The following is a 25,383-nucleotide window of genomic DNA, read 5'->3' on the forward strand; positions in this document are numbered from 1 at the left end:
CAAGGGTACGCTCTAATGGAACAATCCGAGCCGCAGAGATAGCGGGTTCGAAGAGGACCCATGCGAAAGGAAATGAAAGTGGCAAACACCGCGGTGCAAAATACGTTTAAAGATGTCTGCGTCGTTGGCCTTGGGTACATCGGTCTTCCGACCGCCGCGTTTATCGCGTCCAAGGGCGTCAAGGTAACTGGTGTTGATGTGAACCCCACCTTTGTTGAGTCCATCAACAAGGGCGAAGTGCCGTTTGTTGAACCAGGATTTGACGAGTTGCTCAAGGACGTCGTGGAACGCGGCCTGCTTACTGCACGTTTCGATCAGGTCGAGGCGGACGCCTACATCGTTTGCGTGCCAACGCCGTTCAAGGGCGACAATCACGAGGTCGATACCAAATACATCAACTCAGCGGTCGATGCGATGGCTCCGCACCTGCGTCCGGGGGCCCTCGTGGTGTTGGAGTCCACCTCTCCTCCGGGAACGACTCGCAACATGGCGGAGTACATCATTGAGAAGCGGCCCGACCTCTCGCTCAACGAAGAAGACGAGAATGCCATCTTTATCGCTCACTGTCCTGAGCGCGTCCTGCCGGGACAGATTATGGAGGAGATGGAGAACAATGACCGCGTCATCGGTGGTTTGACTCCAAAGGGCACGGAGCTTGCTCGTGATTTGTACGCGACGTTCTGCACCGCCGAATTGCTAACGACGGATGCGACGACCGCAGAGATGGCGAAGCTCACCGAGAACTCCTTCCGAGACGTGAATATCGCTTTCGCGAACGAGCTTTCTCTCATCAGCGACCGTCTTGGAATCGACGTCTGGGAGCTGATTGAGCTCGCCAACCACCATCCACGTGTCAACATCCTCAAGCCGGGTCCGGGCGTCGGCGGACACTGCATTGCTGTCGATCCATGGTTCATCGTTTCCGCCGTTCCGGAGGAAGCCAAGATTGTTCGCCAGGCACGAGAGATCAACGATGGTAAGCCGTCGTTCGTTCTGGACAAGGTAGAAGAGGCGCTCAGCAAGTCTGACAATAAAAAGGTTGCAGCTCTTGGTATCGCATTCAAGGCGGATATCGACGATCTTCGAGAGTCGCCGGCGCTGGGCATCGTTGAGCAGTTGGCTGAACGAAATCCCGAAACCACGGTTTCTGTTGTGGAACCGAACGTAGATTCCCTGCCCGACCGTCTCGCCGTGCACAAGAACATCGAATTGGCCGAATTCACCACGGCCATCGAAGACGCGGACGTCGTAGTCCTTCTTGTGGACCACCGAGAGTTTGTTGGCGTCGACCAGGATTTGCTCAATGGAAAGACTGTGATTGATACTAGAGGCATTTGGCGCTAACGCACTCGTGCTTTACGCCTAAGGACTGCAGCTCTAGGAACAAGAGTTCCGGAGCCGCACTAGGGGCTATAGCTCAGTCGGTTAGAGCCGCGGACTCATAATCCGCTGGTCGCGGGTTCGAGCCCCGCTGGCCCCACAATCATTCAGCCCATAGTCGAACGGAGGTGGCGAGGACGTGCGTATTCTTCTCGTCACCCAGTATTGGTACCCAGAAAATGGAGTGCCGCAACGACGTTGGTCTTGGCTTGCAAAAATGCTCATCGATGCCGGGCATGAAGTTTGCGTCGTTGCACCGCCACCGCGGAACAGTCGTTCTGTCGACACCACGGGTGACAGTACACAGACGCGGAAGATGCCTTATAAAGGGGCAAAAGGCGAGACTATCTTCCGTAGTTCCGCGTACCGGGTAGGCGATTCGATAACGTCGAAGGCTGCTAGCCAGCTCCTGATTGCTCTTTCGCAAGTTCGCACGCTCATTAGGAACAGGAAGCAGATTGAGCCGGATCTTGTTATAGGGACGGTTCCCGCTTTGCCAACCGCGGGGGTTACGTGGGTGGCCGCGAAAATTTTCGATCGCCCCTACGTTATCGACCTCCGAGATGCATGGCCAGACCTCATGGGGCAAGCTTCGTCTTGGAATGCTGAAGTCGGGGACCCGTCGATCCGAGAGAAGCTGGCAAAGAACGGACCTCTTCAGCTCGTCACTCGAGTGTCCACAAAGGTACTGAATTCTCTCCTGCGGGGAGCAAGGGCGATTTTAGTCACCTCGAGCACCTTGAAAGCCTCTTTGGAGTCTCGCCGTGAATTGTCTACGCGAGGAAATAGCCCCGAAGTTGTGGTAATTCGAAATGTCTTTCCAGTAGCTAGCCAGCCGACGGAAGATAGAGGGAGTCACCGCAAGAGCGGCCATTTAAACGTACTGTACGCAGGAACTATAGGCCGCGCGCAAAACCTGCAAAACGCTTTGGAAGCTGCCAAGCTGGCCAAACAACAGGGGCTCCAAGTTCATATGATTTTTGTTGGCGCGGGTGCAGCCCGTGAACTGCTTCAGGAAAAAGCCCAGGCGTTTGGAGTCGACGCGCGTTTTATTCGGCTGAAACCAGCAGAACTTTTGAACGCCTATTACGACTGGGCTGACACAGCGCTAGTGCATTTGGCCGAATGGGAACCGCTGCGACGCACAGTGCCGTCCAAGACGTATGAGTTACTTTTTAACCGGATTCATATTTCGGGGGTTGTGGAGGGGGAGGCCGCTGATCTAATCTCAAGTCTGGGCGGTGGAGACGTAGTCGCACCGCAGGATCCATTGGCGCTCGCAAACCTGTGGGTGTCGCTCGGAAATAACCCAAAGCGTCTTAGTGTCGGAACCACCGGCCGTGATTGGGTGATCCGAGAGCGTGAAGAAATCACGCCTGTGCGATTGCTTCAGATACTGCAGCAGATCGAAGCATCGGATGACAATGCATCCAGCTAGGTACTGCCAGCTATTTTTCTCTGCGATGGCGGCGGACTTCTTGTCGGGACCGATGCCGTTTCTACAGAAAGTCTCCGTAAAAATTGGCCGAAAGTTCCAGGAATGTGGCTTCAGATTGCCTGTTCCCTTGGGGAGCATGTCTCGAGCGGGAGTTCCGGACACAACCTCCTGGCAAGACTTTTACGATCCAATTTTCCCATCAGATATTCGGCAGCCTAGTGACAAAGCCCGAGTCCTGTATTTGGTCAATAGTGCGCAGCCGTACACAGTCAGTGGATACACGGTGCGTACGCAAAAGCTTCTCCAAGAACTTAGGCGGCAAGATGTAGCTGTTTACCCAGCTACAAGAATGGGATATCCGGCGACAATTGGCGTGGTTCCCACACGGAATTCCGTATCCGTTGATGACATTAATTACTTCTTGTTGCTGCCCAGCCGAATGTCTTTGCAGAGAGCTCAGAATCGCCGTAAAGCCATTAATTTGCTTGTAGAGATGGCGCGGCAGCTTGATATCACCCTGCTGCACACAACGACAGACTTCAGGAATGCGAGCTTGATCAGCGAGGTCGCACGGATCCTTGAAATCCCATGGGTTTACGAAGTGCGTGGGGAGCGCGATAAGACATTGGAGTTAGAGAACTCGAGGCAAAGAAGTAGGGAATTTCTCGCAGAGTTCAGACGACGCGAAACCCAAGCTATGCAAGCTGCTTCTGCAGTCCTTGTGCTCAGCGACGTATCACGGCGTCGCGTTGAAGAACGCGGAGTTCCAAAGGACAACATCTACGTTGTTCCGAATGGGTTCGATCGTAATGAGGTCATAGAAGCCCCCACCAGGGACTTCGCAAGAGAAAAGATCGGGATTCCGTCGAGCACAAAACTAGTCGGGACAATCACCTCGGTTGTTGACTATGAGGGGCTCGATTCGCTTGTCTTAGCCTTGGAGTTCCTTGATGACGACACCAAAGCATTGATAGTCGGTAGCGGCTCTGAGCTGCCTGCCCTACAACATTTAGTAGAGGAGAGGGGTTTAGCAGATCGCGTCGTCTTTGCAGGCAAGCAAGACCCAGAAGCTATTCCTTTGTGGTGTGCTGCGTTAGACGTGTTTGTGTTGCCACGACGTGACTACGAAGTTTGCAGGGCAGTCACCCCGCTTAAGCCGCTGCTTGCAATGGGAATGAAGATTCCAGTGGTTGCCTCCGACCTTCCCGCGGTTAGGGAAGCCACTGGTGAGTTGGCTTTGTATGTTCCACCCGATGATCCCGAAGCGTTGAGCGACGCGATTAGGAAGGCACTTGTGGAACCAGACCACTTTTATGGTCATCGGCTGGAGGCCTTCTTGGAAACACGGACATGGCGGTCCAGTGCTGAACGACTGATCGAAGCTTACGAGGAGACACTTTCGCCTGACGCGTAATTCAGAATGAGACGATAGACGCCAAAATGTAAAGGAGTAACCGCGATGGTCAAATTTCAAGAACAAGCGCGTTCGGTGGGCGGCGACATGGTGCGCTTCGTGAATGTTATGCGAAAGCAGGGAGCGCGGAAAGCAGCAGAAAAGGCTGCCTTCGCTCTGTCGCGACGCATTGCCCCGAGGTCTTTTGGTGAGTGGTCTGACGTTGAAGAGATCACTCCTGCGATCAACCCGAGAAAACCTTTTCAAAACGTAACGGTTGGATCGATTCTGGATGAGTTTTCCGAACGAGCGTGGGGATACGAGTTTGACCTGCGTCCAGTGAACCCTGGCGAGTTTGTACTCAATGGACAAAGCGACGAGCGGCCATTCGAGCTACTTTTCGTAGAATCCGCGTGGAACGGCAATGGAGGAAAATGGCAGTATCAGCTGACTGGAGAAAACGCGCCATCTCCAGCGCTGAAGGAATTGGTGGATTGGTGCAAAGCTAGTGGCATTCCGACGGTGTTCTGGAATAAGGAAGATCCGGCTCACTTCGACGACTTCATCAAAACGGCGGAATTGTTCGATTTCGTGTTCACGACAGACGCGAACCTGGTCCCGCAGTATGAGGCCGCTTTGCCAAGTGCAAAAGTGGGCGTCCTACCGTTCGCTGCTCAGCCGGTTCTTCATAACCCGATTTTGAAAGCCGGGGAGGAACGCCGGGGCGACATTGCATTTGCCGGCACGTATTTTGCGCATAAATTCGAATCGCGCCAACAACAGATCGCACTTGTTTTAGACGCTGCGGTGCGAGCATCTCGAAGCCTTAAGGACGGTTTAGTAATCTTTTCCCGCTTTGCAGGAAAAGAAGATAAATACCAGTTTCCCTCAGAATACGAGCGCTATGTAGAAGGTGCGTTGCCGTACAACAAGATGTTGTCGGCCTTCAAAAGGTTCAAAGTTGTTCTCAACGTCAACACGATCACACAAAGCCCTACGATGTGCAGCCGTCGTATTTTTGAAGCGGGTGCGTCTGGTGCGGTGGTCGTTTCAACCGACAGTGTTGCTTTACATGAAATGTTTAGCGAGGATGAGATCCCAATCATCCGCGATGTGGAGGGGGGCAGCTATCTGCTTCGACGCATCGTTAATTCTCCAGAAGTCCGAGACCGGATCAGCCACAGGGCACAACGGAAAATTTGGGAGAATCACACCTACACCGATCGCGCCTTCACTCTTCTTAGTTCGATCGGATTGGTTGAGAAGCAAAGCGATGCACGACCAAAGGTGTCGATTCTGGCTTCGACAAACCGCCCGCAACAGTTGAGTCATCTCTTCTCACAGGTTGCGCGGCAACGTAATGTCGAAGTTGAGCTCATGATGATGCTTCATGGAATCGACGAACAACCGGAGGCCGTCAGAGCGCAGTTTCCTGAGGGGGTGTCAGGACAGGTCTTTCAAGCGCCAAAGTCTTGGTCCCTCGGTAAATGTATGAACCACTTGGCGGCCGAAGCAACCGGCGACTTCATGGCCAAGTTTGATGACGACGACCTCTATTTTGAAAACTACCTGCGGGATCAGATCAACGCACTTGAGTATTCTGGCGCCGACATCGTAGGTAAGCGGGCATCGTATTTGCACCATGGGCAGTCGGACAGTTTTTTGCTCAGGAATCCAGACCACGAAATGTGTTTCACGGATTTTGTGGCAGGTCCGACACTAGTCTGGCGCCGCCAGGTAACTGAAGGGTTGGCGTTTCCGGATCGCACCAAGGGCGAAGACACGGGTTTTCTCAACGGTGCGGTCAAGAACGGATACACCATCTATTCCGCGGACCGCTTTAACTTCGTCCAGATGCGATCGCCTTCAGTAGCGCACACTTGGGAAGTCGACGACGAAGTCATCTTTGCAAATGCCCGAGTAATTGCGATCGGATCGGGCATACTCAACGTCGAGTGTTAGCGGGAGGCTGTTTCGCTGGAAAGACGGATAGTGGGAGGGGTATAGGAAGCCGCTGTTTCGCGAATGATTTTCTTAGCCTCGTCGTCCTTTCCTGTGGCTGCTCGGTTACTCCACACTCTGTACCGCTTCGTAAGCGACTCGGCGGGGCCGTCTGCGATGATTTCGCCCTCGTGAAGCCACAGCGCACGTGAACAATTGTCCTGAATCGTCTTTGCTCCGTGCGATACAAGGAAAACAGTGCCAGATTCCTCGAGGAATGAATCCATTCGTTTCTTAGCTTTTGAGGTGAAGGTTGAATCTCCTGTGGACAGAGCTTCATCCACGAGCAAGATTTCGGCACGCACTGATGTTGCGATGGAGAACTTCAGACGGGCAGACATACCTGAGGAATAGGTACGCAGTGGCCGATCGATTGAATCCGTTAAGTCGGCCCATTCGATTACGGAGTCTTCTAGTTGCGCAACTTCGTCAGGATGCAGTCCCATGGCAAGCAAGCCGAGTCTTACGTTTTCCCTTCCAGTCAAAGCGCCTTGAAGGGCGGCTGACACGCCCAGGAGCCGTGGCTCAGCAGATACACGTACGAGTCCAGACGTAGGAGACTCGTTTCCGGCGATGATCCGAAGCAGGGTAGATTTGCCTGAGCCGTTCTTGCCTAAAATGCCGACTGACTCGCCTCGGTAGGAGACGAACGAAACGGACTTCAAGGCATCGACAGATGTGGTCTTCCTTCCGAGTCCACGGATAGAGCCCGAAGACGTCAGGCGGTAGGTTTTAGACAGATCTCGTACTACAACGGTTGGTTTACCGGACACGCGCGTACCTTTCTTCAGCTTCCCAGAAGAAGATCAAACCGATAATGAGTAGACCAAATGTCCAAGCAGCGAGATAGAGCCACCGGCCGAGGGGAGGAACGGTTTGATAAATGGTTGCTTCGCGTACCGCTGTTAAAAACTGGTAGGCGGGATTTGCGAGCATGATGGACTGAATGGTCTCATTCGAATCGAATCGGTGGATGTCGAAGAACACGCCTGATACGAAGAACAAACCGCGAGTAAAAGTAGACACAAGGGCTTTCAAATCGGGAATGAACGCCGTAATTCTTGCGACGATCAACATTGCTCCTAGAGAGAACAAGTGGATCATCAGGAAAAAGACGGGCACCGTAAGGATCGCAGGGCTAGGCGTCAGCCCGTGGTACAAAAACGCAATGAGAAGACCGACGATCGCTGGCGCGATGTTGTCAAGCAGCTGCTTGACAGTCAGCGAGATGGGGAGCGCCGCCTTCGGGAATGAGAATGACGAGATCATTCCTTTCGAGCTTTGAATCAATCCAGCACCAGAATTCAGGCCTCTAGTGATGAAGTTGAAGAAAATAACACCGATAACCAGGTACCCAATGAAATAGTCAATATTCTTTGAGATGTTGAGGACAACACCAAAGACAAGGATGTAAACGGCGGTATCAAGAATCGGTTGAAGCACAATCCACGCCCGCCCGAGGTACATGTCTCTACCTCGTGAAAAAGCCTTGTTCCTAGCCTCAGCCCAAATAAAATGGCGGCGTTGCCAAAGTTGTGCGAGATATCTGCCTAGGCCTGGCCTGGCGCTAAGTCTCCTCAAATAGGTGTCATCGACCTCGATGACATTTTGTTGCACCGTACTCACGTTTTTCCTCAGCTAACAATTCGCGTTGGGTTTGTAATGCACGACCATAATCTAGACTTCTTTCGCCGATCGTCCTAAAAAGGGAAATGAGTTGGGTGCTAGTAGGATTATTCAAACTTTTTCGATTACAACCAGTTTGCTCTAGTGCGTGAGGACAGAAGTGACATCACCGAAATACAGTCTGCTCATTGTTGGCGGCTGCGTTAGTCGCGACACGGTCGACCCCCTTCTAGGAAAGTCCCTTGAGCTCAAGCGGTACGTAGCGCGTCAATCCTTCATCTCTGCCGGCACTGATGCAACGAAACTAGTTCCCAAAGTCGACCTGCGCAGTCAATTTCAGCGTCGAATGCTCGAAGCTGATCTTGCAGGCTCGCTATTTCGTGATGTCGAAGAAAATTCGGAAGTCGACCTGGTGCTGTGGGATTTGAATGTTGAACGGCTCGGCGCTTGGCAATTCGATGTGGACACGTTTGTTACAGACAGCGGAGAGTTCAGGCGGATGGAGAACTACAGCAGCATCACTACTGGTGTCCCCCATATCGACTTCGGCGAAGAGGACCACTTCCGAATATGGAAGGAGCGATTCCTCCAGTTCAAAGACGTGCTCCAAAAGAACGGGCTAGTTGAAAAGACGCTACTGTTAGCTCCTGACTGGGCTTTGGTTGATGAAACTGGTGAGACTGTTGGATTGTTTGAGGCAGTCAAGGCTGGTGCGTATAACGCGATCTACCGGCGGTACTGGGACTTCGCGGAGGCAAACGGATTTGAGGTTCTGCGGATGCAAGATACAGTTGCTGATTCCAAGCACAAGTGGGGGCCTGCGCCGTTTCACTACACTGAAGGCGTATATGACGTTTTCCGGGAAACCATAATGGGGAAATTGGCATAATGCCCATTCGCAGCAGTCTGAAGTGCGTCGCCGCTTGGTGGCCTTTTGAGTCGTTATACCGACGTGTGAGACCGGTGAAAACGAAGGTTTCCGCGTACCGGCAACGTGGTAGATCGTCTCGAGGCGCTGCCTTGGTTCCACGATTTCGCAGAATCGATGATGAGGTAACACCGTTTGGTAGGGGATACCTCATTTCTAGAGGTGAGGAGCCGCATTTTGTGCCTAGCGGGTGGGAACATCTTTCCATCCGTGACCTCGATCTCTGGCATGACGAGCGGTTGCCCGTAGAAATCTGTGCACCAGACGATTTCGAGTGGGCTGCGGTCCTCATCGGCACAGCGATTGATTCAGATTTGCATTCGAGTAACCATTCCGAAATTTGTCGCAGGCTCATAGAAGCGGCGAGCAGCGGCTCGGAATTTCGTGCATTGGACGAGTATGTCACGTGGCTCGGAGGCAGGTTTGTAATTCTCATGGTCAACGGGGAGACCATGAGAATCTACGGAGATGCGACCGCAAGTCGGTCATGTTTCTGGGCCGTAACGGAGCGTGGTTTTGTCGCATCGTCACATTCGACTCTGACCGCACGCGCTATCGATGCGGTGGCTACAGACAGGTCGCGTTCGTTTCTAAATCACCCTGACTACAAGAGCCCCGCTGGAAAGTGGCTGCCCGGAGCAATGGCGCCGCACGATGCAGTTTCAATGGTCACGGCGAACTGTGTCTTGACGGTGAACAATAACGAGGCAAAGCATTCTCGGTTCTTCCCTTCGGAGGGCTACTCACCAAAGAGACGTGACGCGTTCGAAACAGCACGTCAGGTGGAGGAAGAGCTCAACCGCCAACTCGAGCTCGGAATAGATAGGAGAAGGCCTTTCTATTTCGGGTTGACCGCGGGCTGGGATTCGCGAGTGTTTCTCAAAGCGACCCTCGATCGACTGCATGCACTGAATGCGATTGCATTCACCTACCACTCCTTCGATAAGAACCCATCCCACTCCAGAAATGACCTGATAGCGGCTAGCCGCCTAGCCGTGGAGTCTGATTTGCGGTTTTTGGTAATGGATTTGAAGCCGTCCGATAAGTCCAGTCGCTTCAGAAAAACCTATGCAAAGACGTTTACAGGGTGGGCACGATTCCCCGCGTTGGCGGAAAACTTCTATAACGAACTTGACCATGACGGCCAGGTGGCGATTTTGCTTGGGCCGGAGGTTGGCACGGTTTTCTACCGTGAGAGGGATTCATCACTTCTCAATGCACACGGTCTCGCAAAGAAATTCACGCAATCTTCGTTTTCAGAGAATGTCGAACTGGTGCGTTACCTCGATTCGTACGTCGATTACACCCAGCTTGATATGAGTGAACAAGCGACTTTCCACCCGTTTGATCTGTTCTACTGGGAAAGCCGATTGAGCTCGTGGGCTGCCGGCGGTTACGCGGAATATGAAATGGCAGCCGATGTAATATTGCCTTTTAATACTAGGAGGATTCTTGTGCCGATGCTGGAGCAATCCCTAAATGAGCGCCTAAGTAAGCGTGTCTATAAGATCATTTTGGATAGAATTGACCAGCAATATCGCTGAGTGTGTCCGAACTCGAATGTCAAAGAGAAGGTATTAGCGGCGTGGCAAAACAAGTGCGACCGGTTGACGATTTCGAATCATCTCAAGACGTAGCTGATCAAGTTCGGCGTTTGACCGTCGAACTAGAGGAGACCTGCGATGCTCTGCTCTTTGAGATTGATCGGGATAGAAAACTCCTTGCCGGAATTCAAAAGCGAGATCGGAAGATTGCGGAATTAAAACAGCGAGTCCGCGTCCTGGAAAAGAAGCTCGGCATTCCCGACGAAGAGCGCGCTGGCTTGCCATTCCTACCAAAATCATTGCGCGGCAAAGACGTACCGCGAGGGGTTTTGCAGATTAAGAAAAAGTATTGGGCAATGAGAAGCACTTTTAGGAAGGCAAAGAAGTGAAGGACGCGGCCGTACAAAAGCAGTTAGATCGCCTGGCTGAGCTGGAAGCTAAAGCCGAAGCAACCAAGTCGGCATCCCGGGACCTACGCTCATACACTCACACGCTGGCATACCGCGATGCTCTGTCGGGCAAGCACGTCTTTTTGGATCCCACTAATTCTCGCGACGCTTACGAACAGCGCGTGGACTTTTATAACAGCGAGTTTTCGCAACGACTAGACGAGATGTTGACAGAGGCTGGTTCCTTGCCAGCTATACTCCGACAGCGCTGGGACAAGCGAAGGAACGTTCGGATCGGCATCATCGCCGATAGATTTCTTTACGAGTCTCTCCGAGTTGCGGCCGATTTTGTGCCTTTGACCCCGGAGAACTTGGACAAAGAGATTCCGACTTTGGACCTCTTGCTCGTAGTTTCCGCTTGGAGAGGGTTGGAGGACGAATGGCATGGGTTCGGTGGGGCGAATTCTGAAGGGCGTCGGCTCTTCTCCGAAAAGGCCGCTCCGCTTGCTCGGTCGCTTGACATCCCGATCGTTTTTTATTCGAAGGAAGACCCGCCAAACTTTGCGAAGTTCCTTGGTCTTGCGAAGGAAGCGGACTTCATTTTCACGTCCGCTGAAGAAATGGTGCCCAAGTACCAGGAAGCGGTGGGTGATGGAACACCGGTCGAGGCCTTGCGTTTCGCGGTCAACTTCGAGCGAACCAATCCCGTTGGAAGTGAGCGATTCGACGGTAACGATGTAATTTTTGCGGGATCGTGGCTTTCGCACAAATACAAGTCTCGTGCACAAGCGGCAAAGAAAATCTTTAAGGGAGTCCAGGATTCCCACCTCGACCTGTCGATTTTCGACCGCAATGCGGATTTGGATCAGAGCGACTTCAAAAGCGATCTATCCCGTTATAACTACCCGGATGATTTTCTTCCGCATCTGCGGAGACCGATCTCGCACGAAGACGTTCATCGCATTCAACGGCTTCTCCCTTTTGGTGTAAACCTGAATTCAGTTACGGCGAGTTCAACCATGTTTGCCAATCGCGTTGTAGAGCTACTGGCGACCGGTACGACCGTTTTATCTAACTACAGCAACGGAGTGAATTCCCTATACCCGTATGTTGCAATCGTCGATTCTGAGATAGACGCTCAGCAGTTCGTTGATAACTTGAGCACGGAGTATTTCCGCTACGGTCGAGCGAGCGGCATCCGAGACGTGTTCCTCAATGACACTGCGTTTGAACGAGTCGATCAAATCCTCGATGTGGTTGGAGTGCCGCACACTAGAACTGAGCATCGCATTCTCGTTGTCGCTGATGATGAGGAAAACTTCGCGGACTTCGTGGCTTCTCAAGACGGAGACTTCGACTTTGAATGGGTCACTCGAGACGAGCTTGCAAAAACACAAGGCAGCAAGGATGGCGATGTCGTCGTCTTCGCCAACAACCTATCGCTCAATTCTCCTTTTTTGGTTGCAGATGCGGTTGCGGCTTTCCGCTACAGCGACGCCGACGCAGTAGAGCTTTGCCCAGTAGATGACCCGCGGACTTGTTATGAATTCGTGGAGCCGGGGCCGAGGTCGACCCTGCAGGTTTTTTGGCTGGAGCCGGGGGAGACCTTTAACACCACCCCCATTGGGCGGGCGATTTTGGTGAGAACCGCTGCGGTTGCAAATACAATAGTTTCTTCGCCGGAGGCAAAGGATCTGACAGTAATTGTGCCGGTCTACAACAACGGCCGATTCCTGATTCACAAGTGCTTCCAATCATTGCGGAGGAGCTCCGTATTCTCAACGGCGGAAATTCTTCTGGTCGACGACGGGTCGACGGACAAGGAAACGCTTCATGCATTAGCCGTGCTTGAGCAGGTTTACGAGAATGTCTCAGTTTTCCGGTTCCCACCAGGGGGATCGGGTAGCGCTTCTCGTCCTCGGAACAAGGGCCTTGAGCTCGCGCGCACAAAGTTCGTTACTTACCTAGATCCGGACAACGAACAAGTGGAAGATGCTTATATCCAGCTTCTTGAGTTAATGCGCTCTGAGCCACTCTCGTTCGCACTTGGAAACATGGTGAAGTTCAAGGGAACTCGAAGCGTCATCAACAATTCGTGGCACCTCAAGAAGTCTCTTAAGGCAGCTGGAATCAAACGAAGCGGAGAGGGGACTTACCACCTGGGTGGCAATAACCGCGACTTACTGGCTACAGCCAAGTATCAGCCGATGAGTATCCAAGCACTCATCGCTGATACCGCCTGGCTCCGCAGCACTGGTATTGAGCAGCCGGAGGGCGCTGTCGGACAAGACTCGTACTTCTTCCAGCAGATGCTGTACTACGCCGAAAACATCGCAGTCGTACCCACTCCGGTGCACGTTTACTATGCGGAGGTTGCCAACTCGACGGTGAATTCTATTTCGGCGAAGTTCTATAGAAAATACTTGCCGCTAGAGGAGTCTCGATCTTCCTGGTTGAAGGAGATCGGCCTTATCGACCACTACTCCGACACGCGATTTATGGCGTTCCTTGAGAAGTGGTACTTGGTGAAGCTGAAAGACGTTGTTGGCGAGGATCGGGCAGAGAGCATCTCGCGTATTCACGAGATTGCTTCAATGTATGGCCCTCGGGTAACGGAAAGCCCGCAGTTCCAAAGCTTGATGGCTGAGGCAGAAGAGGATTCAAGCCTGTGAGCAGATCCAGCAGATCCAATAATGACCTCAATGATCAGACAGTCCCGTTGGAAATGAAGGATGAGTCTCGCGTGATATCAAGACACCGCGATCCATACGTAGGTGGATTTGTTCTTTCAGAAAATGATCTGGGAGCAATTCGGAAATTCACTCAAAGAGAGCTCCCGAATGGGCTCTTCTGGTGGAGTGACAACATCGTCGCGGAAGAGCTAGTGCAAGGGCTCGATCAAAGCTTCCTATTGATTAGAGGGCACTGGGCACTCACGTCGCCCGAGGGCGAGGGCCTACCTGCTGCGCGATATTTGTTTGAACGTGCTCAGTCTTCTAAAGAGGATTTTGAAGAGGAGCTTGATTTCCTCAGCGGGAGGTACGTCATCGTTTTACATCTTGCAGGACAAACGTACGTGTACAACGACGCCATCGGAGCGCGCACTGTCTACTATTCCGACCAGGAACGTCTAGTTGCGTCGCACCTCCATCTCGTGGACGAGCTGGGAACATTCAAAAAATACGATGTCACCAAAGGTACGCGACAACTTCAATGGGCTGCAGATTTCACGCCAATCAAAGGCGTTTTCAATCTCCTCCCTAACTTTGTCTTGGAGGTACCAGAATTCAAGGTCTCCCGATTCTATCCGCGAGAAGAGAACGGATTCTGGGACGTTGATAGAGAAGAAAAGTATCGTGAGATCGAGCGCATCTGGAAGAGCGCCCAGAAGACCTATTTCGAGGCTTTCCCGAATATTGCTTTTTCGATCAGTGGCGGAATAGACAGCCGACTAGTCCTTGCAATGGCCAAACCCTACTGGCACAAGCTGAAAGGCTATACCTACGGTGTCCCATCTGGTGACGGTGCCGGAGGTGGTGGAACCTATTTTCGTCGAACCATGATTGCCGATGATCGCATCGTTCGGGACCTACTTGAGTCGGTGCGCTTTAATGAGCACATTTTTTTTGACGTGACCAAACAATCCAAAGTCAGTGGCGAATTGGCAGGGTTGCTTCAAAAAAATACTTATGGGAAGCACGGCCATCATCTGGTTGCCTCTTACCGGCAAAAGTTTGCGAGTGGGACCTGGCTGAACATTCGGGGTAATGCGATTGAGTTGGCGCGAATGGCGCAACTGGGGCCGGGATTTGACCGCGCCGTCTCCAAGGCTCAAAGCGGATTTCCGGATGACATTGAAAAACGAATGGAGCTTTTAGGGTACCGTTCGAATTTGCATGGGTATAACAGACAGCTCATGATGTATTGGGAGTTGAGGCACGGTAAGTGGCTCGGCGAAATTAACAATGAGCTTGATGCAGCGTTCGACACCTGGATCCCTGCCGGAAACCGGCGCATTCGTGACTTGATGAGCTCATTTCCTGAGGATGAAATCACGGAAGGCCTCGTTATACGGGACTTAATTGATAGAAATGCTCCTGAGCTGAATTGGCCGCCGGTCAACTCTGCACAGACGCTCTATCAAGATTGGCGCGATCTGCGCTTTCAGGCAACCCGGATGCTGGGCAAAGCCTCTATTTTTGACGGCAAAGGAAATAGTCAAATAGTCCAGCCTCAGGCCGAGTACAGATTGCCGCAGTCTCAAGTGGGACCCGGCGCCGGGATACGGATTAAGTTTGCGCCTGTGGACGAGCCAGGGACCCTCTCCTTCCGGGTCTTGGTTCCCTATGGCAGTCCTTCTGCAAAAGGCTACTTCAACTGGGGAGTTAGGATTAATGGGGAGTCGTGCTTCACTATCGACGGTGCGGAAAAAGGCGTGCCCATTAGCTTCTCTGTTGACAACATCTCGCCGGAAGATGAGGTGCTTGTAGAATTGAACTTCCTGAAGAAAGTCAAGGGGGCTGAATCATGGTCAAGGGCGACTCGACTTCGAATTGAAGACAGCAAACTATATCCCCGCACAATCGGAGACTCTAGTCCAGACCTACGCTCGGATTGGCCCAACTCACCAAATCATCCGTAGCAGTAGCTAATTTCCAAAAGTTTAAGAAGAGGTTTGCATCTTGAGTACATCCGTTCCTGTAATCGCACTTACTAAATGCGGAATCGGAATCTTCGATCTTGACTGGTGGGTCCCTCGACTCGGTCTTTTCAAAGCTGTAACGTTGCCGAGTGTTTTGCAAGCAGCTGAGGGGCATGAGTTCCATTGGTTCATTCTGCTTGATGAAGATATGCCGGCTGAAGCTCTTGAATTTCTGCGCACAGCAATCGACGAAGCCGGCGGCGCAGGATCTGTCCACCTTCAATTTGTACGAACCTCAATTGAGGCGAACCGTGCTGGCCTTAATGCCGTGCGGTCGGTTGCGGGCGATGATCGACGGGCACTCGTAATTCGAATCGACGATGATGACGCAGTGTCCCGCGATGCGTTTACAATCGCGCTTAATACCGTTGACGATATGGGACGGCCTGCAGTTATTTCCCTGGCCGACGGCTACATGCTTGATGCGCCTGGTGCTGCATATGGTGAATGGACGTCTCCTAATCAGACCAGTAACACCTACTACTATGGAACCCTCGCTGAAGTCCGTCGGGTTATTTGGCACAATCACACGAAGGCGCTCTTCAACGCTAAACGATTCGGATTTCAATCAACGTCGGTTCTTGGTAAAGGGAGGCACTTCCTTTATACGGTTCACCGTCAAGCCGACGGGTCCTACGAGGAGCGCCAAAAGCGAATCCGGGAATGGGCACCCGTTGGAGAGGAATTGGCGCGTGAGTTCGGGTTAAATATCGAAGGGTTGACCGAATGGCAGGATTTTCAGCGTACAGCGAAGCCTACGTTGGGATTGACGTGGCGCAGGTCCATGCCCGAAACCACGCGAATTCGGGAGCTGTTCTCTGAGATCGATAAGCTGAAACGCGAAATCGTAAAGACCAATAGCGCCATTTTTGATCCGAAGACCCCGTTCCTCTACTTGCTGGATCCTGTGATTCCCCCCGCATCGGTCAAAAAGGGCAAAGTTCGTTTCAGGGGAGTGGCCACCCCTGGTACCCGGTTAAACCTGTCGGTAGCGGGCAGCAGCCTTAACTACAGGCTATTTAAGACGGTGGAGGTAGATGAGCGCACCGGGGAATTTGATTTCCTCTGTGCTTTTAACTCAGCGGTGTGGAACCTGAGACTGGAAGTGGTTGATCGGGACGCTGAAAAGGTGTTGAAGAAGTGGGAGTTTAAACTCACCGTGCGCTAGATCGAGCCACCCCAAGATTCCCGGAGCCAACGAGTGTCAAACACCACGTTGCTCCGGGAAAGCTTATTAGTCCTCGTCCGTGCCTAAGCTTTCCAGATATTCATCGTGCTGTACTACAAGTTCGGGTCCAGTGCTTGAGTTGTCCGTTTGCAACGAAGGCCAAAGCAGATCCCACTGCCCACTCACGCGGACCGCCTTAAATAGCAACTCCTCCACGAAATCCCGAGAGGGTGGGTTGTGTCCTTTGCCATTAAAGAGCTTTAGAACATGAACCTGCTCTCTTTCTGGAATCTTTTCAAGGAAAGGAGAAAGGTGCAGCTCAACATGAGCGTCGCCCATTGCCTGCAAGTACAGAATAGGACGGGGTGAAACGTTGGAGTAGAAGTCGCACAGATCCCAGGTGATTGGAAGTCCTTCAAGAGCATCGGACTTCCAAGCGCGCCGTGTGAAGTTCAGAACAGCGGGTTCGAGGTACTTAGCTATCGATGTCTGGGGATTGGCAGCGATCGGCAGCGCCCCGTCAAAACAGCTGGCATAGTAGAGCGCAGCGAATCCGCCTCCGGAGCCTCCATAGAAAATTGCGTGCTTGTGGCTAGCCATTGAACGAAAAACGGCTTCCAACATAAGTGGTAGGTCCTTTTGTAGGGCACGGTTCCTGTCACCGGCGTACCAAGCAAGGTTTGCGCCGGTTTCGAGAGTTGAGTCCGACACAAGAACTATGTTTGCTCCAGTTGTGCGCCCCACATTAATACCGGTGAACACAGGAAGCGTGATCTTCTTCGCAGGGATAGAACCGTGAAAGAACACGATTGTGGTGTCGGCAAAGTGATCTTCAATGAAGATTTCTAGGAGGCCATTGCCGTAAGCAATCTGGTGGATCCCGTTACGGACTGCTTTGGATCCGAAATCGGTGATGCCTTCGTGCTGAAACACGTTTGCCTTGTAGCGTTTCGCGTTACGTGGATATGCGCTCATTAAATGCTCTCTCAGTGTGGCCAGCCTTGAGCTATCTAAAGACCGAGGGGTGATTTGTGCTCAATACTAACCAAGCTCGTGTCGAGGTCTGTGCTAGGAGTTCCGGGATGCTGGAGCGGCCATCCGGCCCAAGGCGTGGATTGTCCATCCGGCACTGCGCCAGGGATTGATATCGAGGACGTTTCGTCCGTCGATGAGCAATTGCTTGTTGACGAGCTCCGCCGCCCACTGCGGGTCCATGTCCTTGAATTCTTGCCATTCGGTGGCGAGGATGACCAGTTCCGCGCCGCGCAGGGCGTCTTCGAGGCTGACGGCGTAGTCGAGGGTGGGGAAGACCTTGCGGGCGTTGTCCATGCCCTGTGGGTCGTAGACGCGCACGCTTGCGCCGGCGAGCGAGAGCTGGCCGGCCACGGCGAGCGCGGGCGAGTCGCGCACGTCGTCCGAGTTCGGCTTGAACGAGGCACCGAGCACGGTGATGTTGCGGCCGATCACGCTGCCGAGCTCCTCGCGCGCCAGGTCGATCACGCGCTGGCGGCGGCGCATGTTGATCGCATCCACCTCGCGCAGGAAGGTCAAAGCTTGGTCAGCACCGACCTCGCCGGCGCGCGCCATGAACGCGCGGATGTCCTTGGGCAGGCACCCACCGCCGAAGCCCAGACCGGCGCCCAAGAACTTACGGCCGATGCGGTCGTCGTAGCCGATGGCGTCCGCCAGCTGGGTCACGTCCGCGCCAACGTTCTCGCACACCTCGGAAACGGCGTTGATGAAGCTGATCTTCGTGGCGAGGAAAGCGTTGGCGGAGACCTTCACCAGCTCCGCGGTCTGCAAATCCGTCACGATAAACGGGGTGTTGTTTTCCAGCGGGGTGGCGTAGACCTCGCGGGCGATCTCCTCGGCTCGGGAGTTCTCGGCGCGGTGGCCTAGCACGATGCGGTCCGGCTCGATGGTGTCTTTGACCGCGTAGCCTTCGCGCAGAAACTCCGGGTTCCAGGCGATCTCGACTTGGGCTTTGTTGCCGTTGGCGGCGGCGAGTTTGTCGGCGCGCTGCTGCAGGGCGGCGGCGGTGCCGACCGGGACGGTGGATTTGCCCAGGATCAGGTGCTCGCCTTCGAGTTGGGGCACCAGGTCGTCGATGACGGCTTCGACGTAGCGGGTGTCGGCTGCGTAGGAGCCGCGCTGCTGCGGGGTGCCCACACCGATGAAGTGGACGTTCGCGAAGGCGGCGGCTTCGGCGTAGTCCGTCGTAAAGCCAAGGCGTCCTGCGTCGATGTTGCGCTCGAGCACCTCGGGCAAGCCCGGCTCGTAGAACGGCACCTTGGAGTTCTTCAGTGCCTCGATCTTGGTTTCGTCAACGTCTACCCCCAGCACCTCGTGGCCGAGTTCAGCCATGCACGCAGCGTGCGTCGCCCCAAGGTAACCAGTGCCAATCACAGTCATCCGCATAACAGGTCAGAATAGCAGTTCGTTCATTGGCTATAGAGGTTGATTCGGCAGTCGTTGCCTATGTCCGATTACGGACGTTTCTACGGTAGATTGAGACTTATGCAAGTAGAATTCCCGTTAACCCTAACGGAGGTGCCAGCTCGCTTTGCTATCCGAGCGGACGGTTCCCTTGACCCAAAAGACTATGTACTTAAGGTTAGCTTCGCAGGCGTCGATATGACACGAGACCTGGCTAAGGAGCTGAATCTACATTTCTCTCACGCGCTCGACGCTATTTACTTATATAACCGAGGTCAGAGCGTCGGTCGGACGGGGTTTACAAGTTTTTTTCATCTCCCAGACGGCGCTACCAAATTGACAGTTGAAGTTTTGCGGTGGGCCAAAAAGGCAGAAGTTGCGCACATTAATGGCATTGACCTGCAGATTCAGGCTCCCTGGTCTAAAATGAATAAACTTACGCAGATCGGAGTCACGATTAATGACGGCTAAAGACCAAACTTCCATGAAGCCGATAGACGTCTCAGTTGTTATCGGGTTCCGAGACTGGGGGCTGCAGCGCATCCGACTCGCGGTTGATAGCATCCAACGTTCGTTCGGTCGATTCAACGGTGAGGTGATCATCTCTGATTATGGATCGATCGATCCTAAGGTCAACGAGTCGTTGGCGAAGGAACTCGGTTGCAAATATGTCTACACCGCCGGAACTGAAGTTTGGTCACGTTCTCGTGCGCTAAATGCGGGTTTTGCGATTAGCGACGGCAAATTACTTGTTTCTACTGACGCCGATATGGTGTTCACGCCAAAAGCATTCGAGAAGATCGTGGAAACGGCAATTGCCCAGCCGCAAGCGGCTTACTTCCTGCAGTGTCGTGATCTGCCCGAGGGGATGGATGATGAATGGGTAGCTGCGAACCCCACTGCGTGGGATGAAATGGAGCGTAACTCTCGCCTTCGGCCACGGTGGGGAATGGGCGGAATGATGGCGATTTCTCGTCGCGGATTCTTCGAAATCCGTGGCTTTGACGAGCGGTTTCATACCTATGGCGGGGAAGATCTCGACTTTGCCAAGCGGGCCCGCCGTGCGGGTTTCAAAACCGTTTGGGTTAACGACCCGGATGTGCGTATGTACCACATGTGGCATCCTTCGACGCGCGCGATCGTAGACCAGACCGAAGAGGGGCGGGCTACGGTGCAGAGGAACCGCGACATCGTTTACAACGATGAATCCTTTGTGCGCAATTATCTGCAGTGGGATCACAAACCCTTAGACGCTCCGCCGCTGGTGACAGTCGCCATATGTACTCACAACCGTGCTGACCTAATTGGCGAATCGATCCAATCGGTGCTGTTTCAGTCTATGCAGGACTTTGAGATTGTCATCGTTGACGATGGCGGCGATGACAACACCAAGGAGGTAGTGGAGGCGTTTGGCGACGAGCGGATCCGATACTATTGGCAGGAAAATGCGGGCATTTCAGCAGCACGAAACCTCGCTGCTGAGAAGAGCCGAGGAATCTACACCGCTGTGCTAGACGACGATGATTTAATGCACCCACGTCGGCTGGAATGGCACATCGGCGGTTTGGTCCCTGGGACGGTGGGCAACGTGGGTTCGTTTGTCAACTTCGACGATACAACGGGAGAGTTAAAGCTGATCGTTTCGAAGAAGCCCTCGATTGAGACAGCGATGGCGAACGGTACAGCACCAGGGCACAGCACGTGGATGCTGCGAACCGACGTTATTCGGAGTCTCAAGTACGACGAAACGCTGACTAGTGGCGTAGACAACAACATCATGCTTCGGCTTCTCCGCTCGGGTCTAAAGCTCACGCATGTCGGAAAACCGGTGACATTTAGACGCATGCATAGCAGGCAAGTAACCGTAACTGATACCGATCGTCAGCTTGCGAGCGCGAGTTCGGCTCTGAAGTTTATCCAATGGCGTCTCAATCCAGGCGATCTTAAGAATATCGCGAACGCTGCAAAAGAAGCGGGCGAGTATCCTCAAACTGCCCCACGGGAAGAGATGCTTAAGGACGCGGACCTATTTCTCCCAGACCACTTAGCGAATCGCGACCTGATTCTGGCGGCACCAGCCAATGCGCCGCTACCCGAAAAATGGGACGGTGATTTGGTCCAGGCTGAGGTGTCGCTCGGGACTAAGGATGGATCAGTCGCCCCCTTAGCGGTGGTGAGAAACGCTACTTTTAGCGACATAGTGTCTGCTCGACAAGCTGGCCTTGATTTCACAGTGTCTGCTAAGGCAGTCCGTGAAGAATCGGCGTTAAATAGCATGAATCAGGTCGAACTGCTTCTCAAGAGTGTCGACAGTGTAATCGCAAATGAGGGCCTTCAGAAGGAATTCATTTTGGTCAGACGCGGTGATACTTCCGGGGTAAAGAACCTCCCCTGGGAGGTACAGGTGTGTGATGCTGAGGAAGTTGAGCGAGCTGTAACCGAAGACTCTGATTGGATGATCTTCGGAAATGAGTACTGGGAGAGCGAAAATGCGGATTAGCAGGAGCCGAAACAAACATCATCAAATTGCCTATACGGCTGAGCTGACGGAGTACGACGCTGAACCGCCCGCGAGAACCTGGCTGTTGGATGGCCTCCCGGAGAAAATCAACCCAGAACTTGAGGCGGTTGCGCTGTATCTCATTTTCGGAGGTTGGTGTGGTGGAGAGTTTGTAGTGCCACAAAAAATGGGACCCAACACCGCGGCAGCCATCAGCGCGCATGCGGGCATGGACTTCTTTCCCGGCCCCATTGAATATTATCCGAAACCAATCTTCCGGGGCTCAAACACAGTGACGGTTACTGATCGCCTCGAACAGGCGGGCGCCAAAACTTTAGTTGTTCTGAGTGGCTCAACTTGGAACGGAAGCCTTAAGTCCACCTCGGGTCTCGTTGTTTCGACCAACGCGGACGTGTTTGAGAAGATAGATGAATTTCCTACAGCGAAGTTGGCAACCTCGGTCCTACTGGCCGAAGAGCTCGACTTAGCCGAGATTGTTCTTGATTGCGGTTCGAGCGCAATGACTCAGGGGATATCATCTTTACTAAGACAAGTAGGAATCTCGCTTGGCTAAAGACGCGGGGTTACGCGTGCACTAGAACCACAGCCGTCCAAAAGGATGCCAGTCTTGATCTCTACCCGCGGGCTAGGTGGCGAGCCAAAACAAGCTCGAGAATGAGCGCAATATTAAGACTGTCGGTCGGATTGGGTAATGCATGCCGGCATCCCCGAAAAATCTTTTGCGCGTACGCGATAGAAGGGTCGTTGGCATAGCTGAACTCAGGTCTGTCAGTGTCGAGTACGGCTGCCGGGCTCGGCATGTAACCAGGTGCGCTGGCATTCGTTGTTAGCGACGGACTGTCTGTCAGTGTAGTCACCGTGCTGCCTATAAGCCTCGTATCCCCCGGCGGGAAGCAGGTGAACGTGTCGCAAGGGAGGCCATCAGTCTCGACGCGGAGCGGTTCAGCAAGTTTGCGAACGCAATGTATCGCGGAGGGCAGCAAACACGCGCGTCCGGTCGTAGAACACAGCAGAGTCGTTCTCGATCCGGCACCGGTTCTACGAAAGAGCACCGACTCCGCCACTGTCACGCGCTTGCACGTCGCGTAGGTCCGAGACGAAACACCCCGACAGGTCCTCGACGAAGTCACACCGCGTGGATTGCCTGAACGACTTTTAAATGGGGGCGCACTAACCGCTCAATTCCGCACCAAACAGATCCAAAATTTTGGACTTTACGGCCAAGTCGAGTCGAACGGATGCCTGGTGACGTTTCCAGCGAAGTCCGCAGCATCGCATGCGGTACTTTTAGTCGGCCGTTACCTCTCAAGGCGAGGATATTTAACGCGAAGGTGAGGAAATATTAAAAGTTCGATTAAGGTATGCGCGGATGATTTTGGCTTCAACCCAGTCCGACTCGGTGTAGGGCGAGAAACCTAGGTCTATGAACCTGGGCGCGATCTGCTTCGCCAATTCGCTGGGCAGCGAAGGATAAAAATCAGTATTAACTTTCATAAGAAAGTCAAGGCTGAGACCCTGCACGATCGAATATGCGCTCTCCGGTATGTCCAAGTAGAGAGGCTCAATCAGGTGCGCTTTTCCTTTTGCTATCAGATACAACGTGCTAAGCGCAGTTGTATACGAGGAGTCGAATGCAATAGGTTTGTCCCACTCGCTTGGGAGATCAGGAAGCGATACATCAACACCGAGTTCCTCCGCCGCAACAGTCGCCAGGATAAGCTTTAGAAGCCGCTTTCTGTCGGTCTTTCCGGCCAAGGATCTAATGGATTCCGCAACAAGCGGACCATCCGTCTGAGCGAGTATCTTAGCTGTGCCGAGCTCTGTGATGCCGTCGGTAATCGGAACGTTCTTAATACCCAGCATATCGAGCGGCGCTACCGACCTGCGACCTGGCTTGCGGGCGAACCGTTCGCCAAGGATGGTTCCGAACACATGAAAACCTGACTCCAGATGCTCAGCCGTCAAAATCGCTCCGATGCTCATGAAAGTCCAGTGGTTCCGAGCGAAAGAGTCTTGTTGACTAGGGGTGCGACGCGCATTGGTCGATACCACTAGGGGGTGAAACTTTTCAAAGAAAGCAGCTTCTCTTTCAAACCAGCCTCCGAAATCTGTCGATACTAGTTGTCCAGTTCCGCCTAGGAGGCGGTGAGCGGCAAGCGAGTCAAAGCCTCCGCTGAAGCTCAAGGTAACGTTAGAGCCTAGTGGCTGCATAGACGGTTCGTTGCCGTTGTTTGTGACCGAGGACCTGGTGAACGATGAGATACTTTCGGCTAGGTTTTGTGCAACTGGAAAATCGAAGTGAATTTGGTCATACTTCGTCCCGCATAGGGTTGACAGGGCAACTGCAACAGCGTCCGTTGAGGTGGAAAGCGCCCTATCAAATTCGAACCAAAGGGGGAACGATCCCTCGCTAGTAACTGCCTCCACCTCGATACGCTGTGGAGATAAAGAGAGGTTTTGGAATCTGATAGCCTCTGGAGCGGTTTTGGTGTGCATGGGTGTCTATTTTAGCGGGGCGAGAATAGACGAAGTGAGGCTCCTTTTAAGGGATGAGTATCTATTGGCGGCAGAATCTGCATACTCGTCTGTTGTCTGGAGCACGTTCCGGTTCGCTTGATCGGGGAAATTAGTGCGATGGTCCAATTACCGAGGGCGGAGTACCGGTAATTTTCCGATACAAGTGTTCCATTCAAGCCTTGGTTAAAACTTTGGTTTAAATTGCCATGACCTCAGACAATTTGTTTTCCATATTTTCAATTTGTCAAAGGTTACGAGACAGTGCCCCCAGTCGTAGTCTTAGTCCTCAATAAAGTCGAGTCCGGGCCGGGTTGTGAAGGCTGGGGGCTGTAGGCTTAGTGTTTATGCAGAATTTTACTGACCTTCCCGTTGATGCTGCGAACGCTTCGGTGAAGACTGTTGTGGTGCCGGCGGCGGGTATGGGGACTCGTTTTTTGCCGGCGACGAAGACGGTGCCGAAGGAGCTTTTGCCGGTGGTGGATACCCCGGGCATTGAGCTGATTGCTGAGGAGGCTGCGGCGGCTGGGGCGCAGCGTTTGGCTGTGGTGGTTGCGCCGAATAAGGAAGAGATTATGCGGCACTTCGGCGAGTTTTCGGACTTGCAGGACCTCATGGTCGCCCGTGGCAAGCAGGCCCAGGCGGACAAGGTCGCTCGTGCCAACGGTTTGATTGAGGCTGTGGCGGTCACCCAGGACGAGCCGCTCGGGCTTGGGCACGCGGTTGGTTGCGCCGAGGAAGCGTTGGACGACGACGAGGATGCGGTTGCTGTGATGCTGCCGGATGACCTGGTGTTGCCGGCAGGTGTGATGGACAAGATGGTCGCTGTGCGCAATGCGTTGGGTGGTTCGGTGTTGTGCGCGTTTAACGTCTCGCGTGAGGAGGTGTTCAACTACGGCGTGTTCGACGTGGAGGATGCCCAGGCTGAGATTGATGGCGTTGAGGTGCTCAAGGTGCGTGGCATGGTGGAAAAGCCTGCTGTTGAGGATGCGCCGTCGACGCTGGTGGCTACCGGCCGGTACTTGTTGGACCGCGGGATTTTTGATGCGCTGCGGCGCATTGAGCCGGGTAAGGGCGGGGAGTTGCAGCTGACGGATGCGATTGAGCTGATGATCTCTGAGGGTCATCCGGTGCATGTGGTGGTGCATGAGGGCAAGCGCCACGATCTGGGCAACCCTGCCGGCTATATCCCGGCGAATGTGGATTTCGGTCTGCGCGATGAGAAGTTCGGGCCTGCCGTGTACACCGCGGTGAAGAAGATCATCGCCGACTTCGAGGCAGAACACCCCGAGGTTGCCACAAAGGCGCAGCACTAAACTCGGAATCAACCAGGCGAATACAGC

Annotated in this window: 19 protein-coding genes and 1 tRNA gene; 15 read left to right on the forward strand and 5 right to left on the reverse strand. The window is 53.4% G+C overall.

Annotated features, from left to right (window positions below; translation table 11 throughout):
• Nucleotides 1-60: 60 nt before the first annotated feature.
• The 5 genes from wecC (at nt 61) to MHX64_RS08160 (ending at nt 6,173) form a co-directional block, all read left to right on the forward strand.
• Nucleotides 61-1,344, forward strand: a complete 1,284-nt coding sequence (gene wecC, locus MHX64_RS08140) for a UDP-N-acetyl-D-mannosamine dehydrogenase (RefSeq protein ID WP_370642090.1) — start codon at nt 61-63, stop codon at nt 1,342-1,344.
• A gap of 62 nt (nt 1,345-1,406) precedes the next feature.
• Nucleotides 1,407-1,480 (forward strand) — tRNA-Ile (locus MHX64_RS08145).
• A gap of 39 nt (nt 1,481-1,519) precedes the next feature.
• Entirely contained in the window at nt 1,520-2,818 is a 1,299-nt protein-coding gene (locus tag MHX64_RS08150) for a glycosyltransferase family 4 protein (RefSeq protein WP_239356450.1), read from the forward strand.
• A 136-nt stretch (nt 2,819-2,954) separates the two neighbouring features.
• The gene (locus tag MHX64_RS08155) at nt 2,955-4,232 is read left to right on the forward strand and encodes a glycosyltransferase family 4 protein (protein WP_239356492.1); all 1,278 of its coding nucleotides are present in this window, start codon (nt 2,955-2,957) and stop codon (nt 4,230-4,232) included.
• A gap of 45 nt (nt 4,233-4,277) precedes the next feature.
• Nucleotides 4,278-6,173, forward strand: a complete 1,896-nt coding sequence (locus MHX64_RS08160) for a glycosyltransferase (protein ID WP_239356452.1) — start codon at nt 4,278-4,280, stop codon at nt 6,171-6,173.
• Here the strand turns inward: MHX64_RS08160 and MHX64_RS08165 are convergent.
• Together MHX64_RS08165 and MHX64_RS08170 are read right to left on the reverse strand one after the other, a co-directional pair.
• Nucleotides 6,170-6,985, reverse strand: a complete 816-nt coding sequence (locus MHX64_RS08165) for an ABC transporter ATP-binding protein (protein WP_239356453.1) — start codon at nt 6,983-6,985, stop codon at nt 6,170-6,172. The genes MHX64_RS08160 and MHX64_RS08165 overlap by 4 nt on opposite strands.
• Nucleotides 6,975-7,838, reverse strand: a complete 864-nt coding sequence (locus MHX64_RS08170) for an ABC transporter permease (protein WP_239356454.1) — start codon at nt 7,836-7,838, stop codon at nt 6,975-6,977. The genes MHX64_RS08165 and MHX64_RS08170 overlap by 11 nt, the downstream gene beginning before the upstream one ends.
• 160 nt (nt 7,839-7,998) lie before the next feature.
• On the opposite strand from MHX64_RS08170, the gene MHX64_RS08175 reads away from it, so the two are divergent.
• The 6 genes from MHX64_RS08175 to MHX64_RS08200 all read left to right on the forward strand — a co-directional run bounded on the left by MHX64_RS08175 (nt 7,999) and on the right by MHX64_RS08200 (nt 16,569).
• A complete protein-coding gene (locus MHX64_RS08175; protein WP_239356455.1) occupies nt 7,999-8,727 on the forward strand; it encodes a DUF6270 domain-containing protein in 729 nt (242 codons plus the stop codon).
• A gap of 218 nt (nt 8,728-8,945) precedes the next feature.
• A complete protein-coding gene (locus MHX64_RS08180; RefSeq protein WP_239356456.1) occupies nt 8,946-10,310 on the forward strand; it encodes a hypothetical protein in 1,365 nt (454 codons plus the stop codon).
• Nucleotides 10,311-10,312: 2 nt separating this feature from the next.
• A complete protein-coding gene (locus MHX64_RS08185) occupies nt 10,313-10,699 on the forward strand; it encodes a hypothetical protein (RefSeq protein ID WP_239356457.1) in 387 nt (128 codons plus the stop codon).
• Nucleotides 10,696-13,371: a glycosyltransferase family 2 protein gene (locus MHX64_RS12090; protein WP_239356458.1), complete on the forward strand. Its 2,676-nt coding sequence runs from the start codon at nt 10,696-10,698 to the stop codon at nt 13,369-13,371. The genes MHX64_RS08185 and MHX64_RS12090 overlap by 4 nt, the downstream gene beginning before the upstream one ends.
• 53 nt (nt 13,372-13,424) lie before the next feature.
• On the forward strand, nt 13,425-15,341 hold the full coding sequence (locus MHX64_RS08195) for a hypothetical protein (protein WP_239406327.1): 1,917 nt from the start codon (nt 13,425-13,427) through the stop codon (nt 15,339-15,341).
• 40 nt (nt 15,342-15,381) lie between these two features.
• Nucleotides 15,382-16,569, forward strand: a complete 1,188-nt coding sequence (locus MHX64_RS08200) for a glycosyltransferase (RefSeq protein ID WP_239356460.1) — start codon at nt 15,382-15,384, stop codon at nt 16,567-16,569.
• A 66-nt stretch (nt 16,570-16,635) separates the two neighbouring features.
• Here the strand turns inward: MHX64_RS08200 and MHX64_RS08205 are convergent, their stop codons facing one another.
• Together MHX64_RS08205 and MHX64_RS08210 are read right to left on the reverse strand one after the other, a co-directional pair.
• Nucleotides 16,636-17,544 (reverse strand): hypothetical protein, encoded by a 909-nt coding sequence (locus MHX64_RS08205; protein ID WP_239356461.1) that lies wholly within the window; start codon nt 17,542-17,544, stop codon nt 16,636-16,638.
• A gap of 93 nt (nt 17,545-17,637) precedes the next feature.
• A complete protein-coding gene (locus tag MHX64_RS08210; RefSeq protein WP_239356462.1) occupies nt 17,638-18,987 on the reverse strand; it encodes a UDP-glucose/GDP-mannose dehydrogenase family protein in 1,350 nt (449 codons plus the stop codon).
• Between the two features lie 99 nt (nt 18,988-19,086).
• On the opposite strand from MHX64_RS08210, the gene MHX64_RS08215 reads away from it, so the two are divergent.
• From MHX64_RS08215 to MHX64_RS08225, 3 genes are read left to right on the forward strand one after another with little or no spacing between them, the layout of a single operon-like run.
• Nucleotides 19,087-19,476, forward strand: coding sequence for a hypothetical protein (locus MHX64_RS08215; protein WP_239356464.1), 390 nt, complete (start codon nt 19,087-19,089; stop codon nt 19,474-19,476).
• Nucleotides 19,466-21,505: a glycosyltransferase gene (locus MHX64_RS08220; RefSeq protein WP_239356465.1), complete on the forward strand. Its 2,040-nt coding sequence runs from the start codon at nt 19,466-19,468 to the stop codon at nt 21,503-21,505. The genes MHX64_RS08215 and MHX64_RS08220 overlap by 11 nt, the downstream gene beginning before the upstream one ends.
• Nucleotides 21,495-22,079, forward strand: a complete 585-nt coding sequence (locus MHX64_RS08225; RefSeq protein ID WP_239356466.1) for a hypothetical protein — start codon at nt 21,495-21,497, stop codon at nt 22,077-22,079. The genes MHX64_RS08220 and MHX64_RS08225 overlap by 11 nt, the downstream gene beginning before the upstream one ends.
• A 767-nt stretch (nt 22,080-22,846) precedes the next feature.
• On the opposite strand, the gene MHX64_RS08230 is transcribed toward MHX64_RS08225, so the two are convergent.
• Nucleotides 22,847-24,022, reverse strand: a complete 1,176-nt coding sequence (locus tag MHX64_RS08230) for a hypothetical protein (protein WP_239356467.1) — start codon at nt 24,020-24,022, stop codon at nt 22,847-22,849.
• A gap of 365 nt (nt 24,023-24,387) precedes the next feature.
• Between MHX64_RS08230 and MHX64_RS08235 the strand changes: the two genes are divergently transcribed.
• A complete protein-coding gene (locus MHX64_RS08235; protein WP_239356468.1) occupies nt 24,388-25,356 on the forward strand; it encodes a UTP--glucose-1-phosphate uridylyltransferase in 969 nt (322 codons plus the stop codon).
• Nucleotides 25,357-25,383 lie beyond the last annotated feature (27 nt).

The organism is Corynebacterium sp. ACRPZ (genome assembly GCF_022346205.1).
In the GTDB taxonomy this organism is placed as follows: domain Bacteria; phylum Actinomycetota; class Actinomycetes; order Mycobacteriales; family Mycobacteriaceae; genus Corynebacterium; species Corynebacterium lehmanniae.

Excerpts from the sequence above, each read along its gene's own strand:
- wecC (WP_370642090.1), top strand. The coding sequence starts at position 61 with ATGCGAAAGGAAATGAAAGTGGCAAACACCGCGGTGCAAAATACGTTT.
- MHX64_RS08155 (WP_239356492.1), top strand. The coding sequence starts at position 2,955 with ATGTCTCGAGCGGGAGTTCCGGACACAACCTCCTGGCAAGACTTTTAC.
- MHX64_RS08160 (WP_239356452.1), top strand. The coding sequence starts at position 4,278 with ATGGTCAAATTTCAAGAACAAGCGCGTTCGGTGGGCGGCGACATGGTG.
- MHX64_RS08195 (WP_239406327.1), top strand. The coding sequence starts at position 13,425 with ATGAAGGATGAGTCTCGCGTGATATCAAGACACCGCGATCCATACGTA.
- MHX64_RS08205 (WP_239356461.1), bottom strand. The coding sequence starts at position 17,544 with ATGAGCGCATATCCACGTAACGCGAAACGCTACAAGGCAAACGTGTTT.
- MHX64_RS08210 (WP_239356462.1), bottom strand. The coding sequence starts at position 18,987 with ATGCGGATGACTGTGATTGGCACTGGTTACCTTGGGGCGACGCACGCT.
- MHX64_RS08215 (WP_239356464.1), top strand. The coding sequence starts at position 19,087 with ATGCAAGTAGAATTCCCGTTAACCCTAACGGAGGTGCCAGCTCGCTTT.
- MHX64_RS08220 (WP_239356465.1), top strand. The coding sequence starts at position 19,466 with ATGACGGCTAAAGACCAAACTTCCATGAAGCCGATAGACGTCTCAGTT.
- MHX64_RS08225 (WP_239356466.1), top strand. The coding sequence starts at position 21,495 with ATGCGGATTAGCAGGAGCCGAAACAAACATCATCAAATTGCCTATACG.
- MHX64_RS08230 (WP_239356467.1), bottom strand. The coding sequence starts at position 24,022 with ATGCACACCAAAACCGCTCCAGAGGCTATCAGATTCCAAAACCTCTCT.
- MHX64_RS08235 (WP_239356468.1), top strand. The coding sequence starts at position 24,388 with ATGCAGAATTTTACTGACCTTCCCGTTGATGCTGCGAACGCTTCGGTG.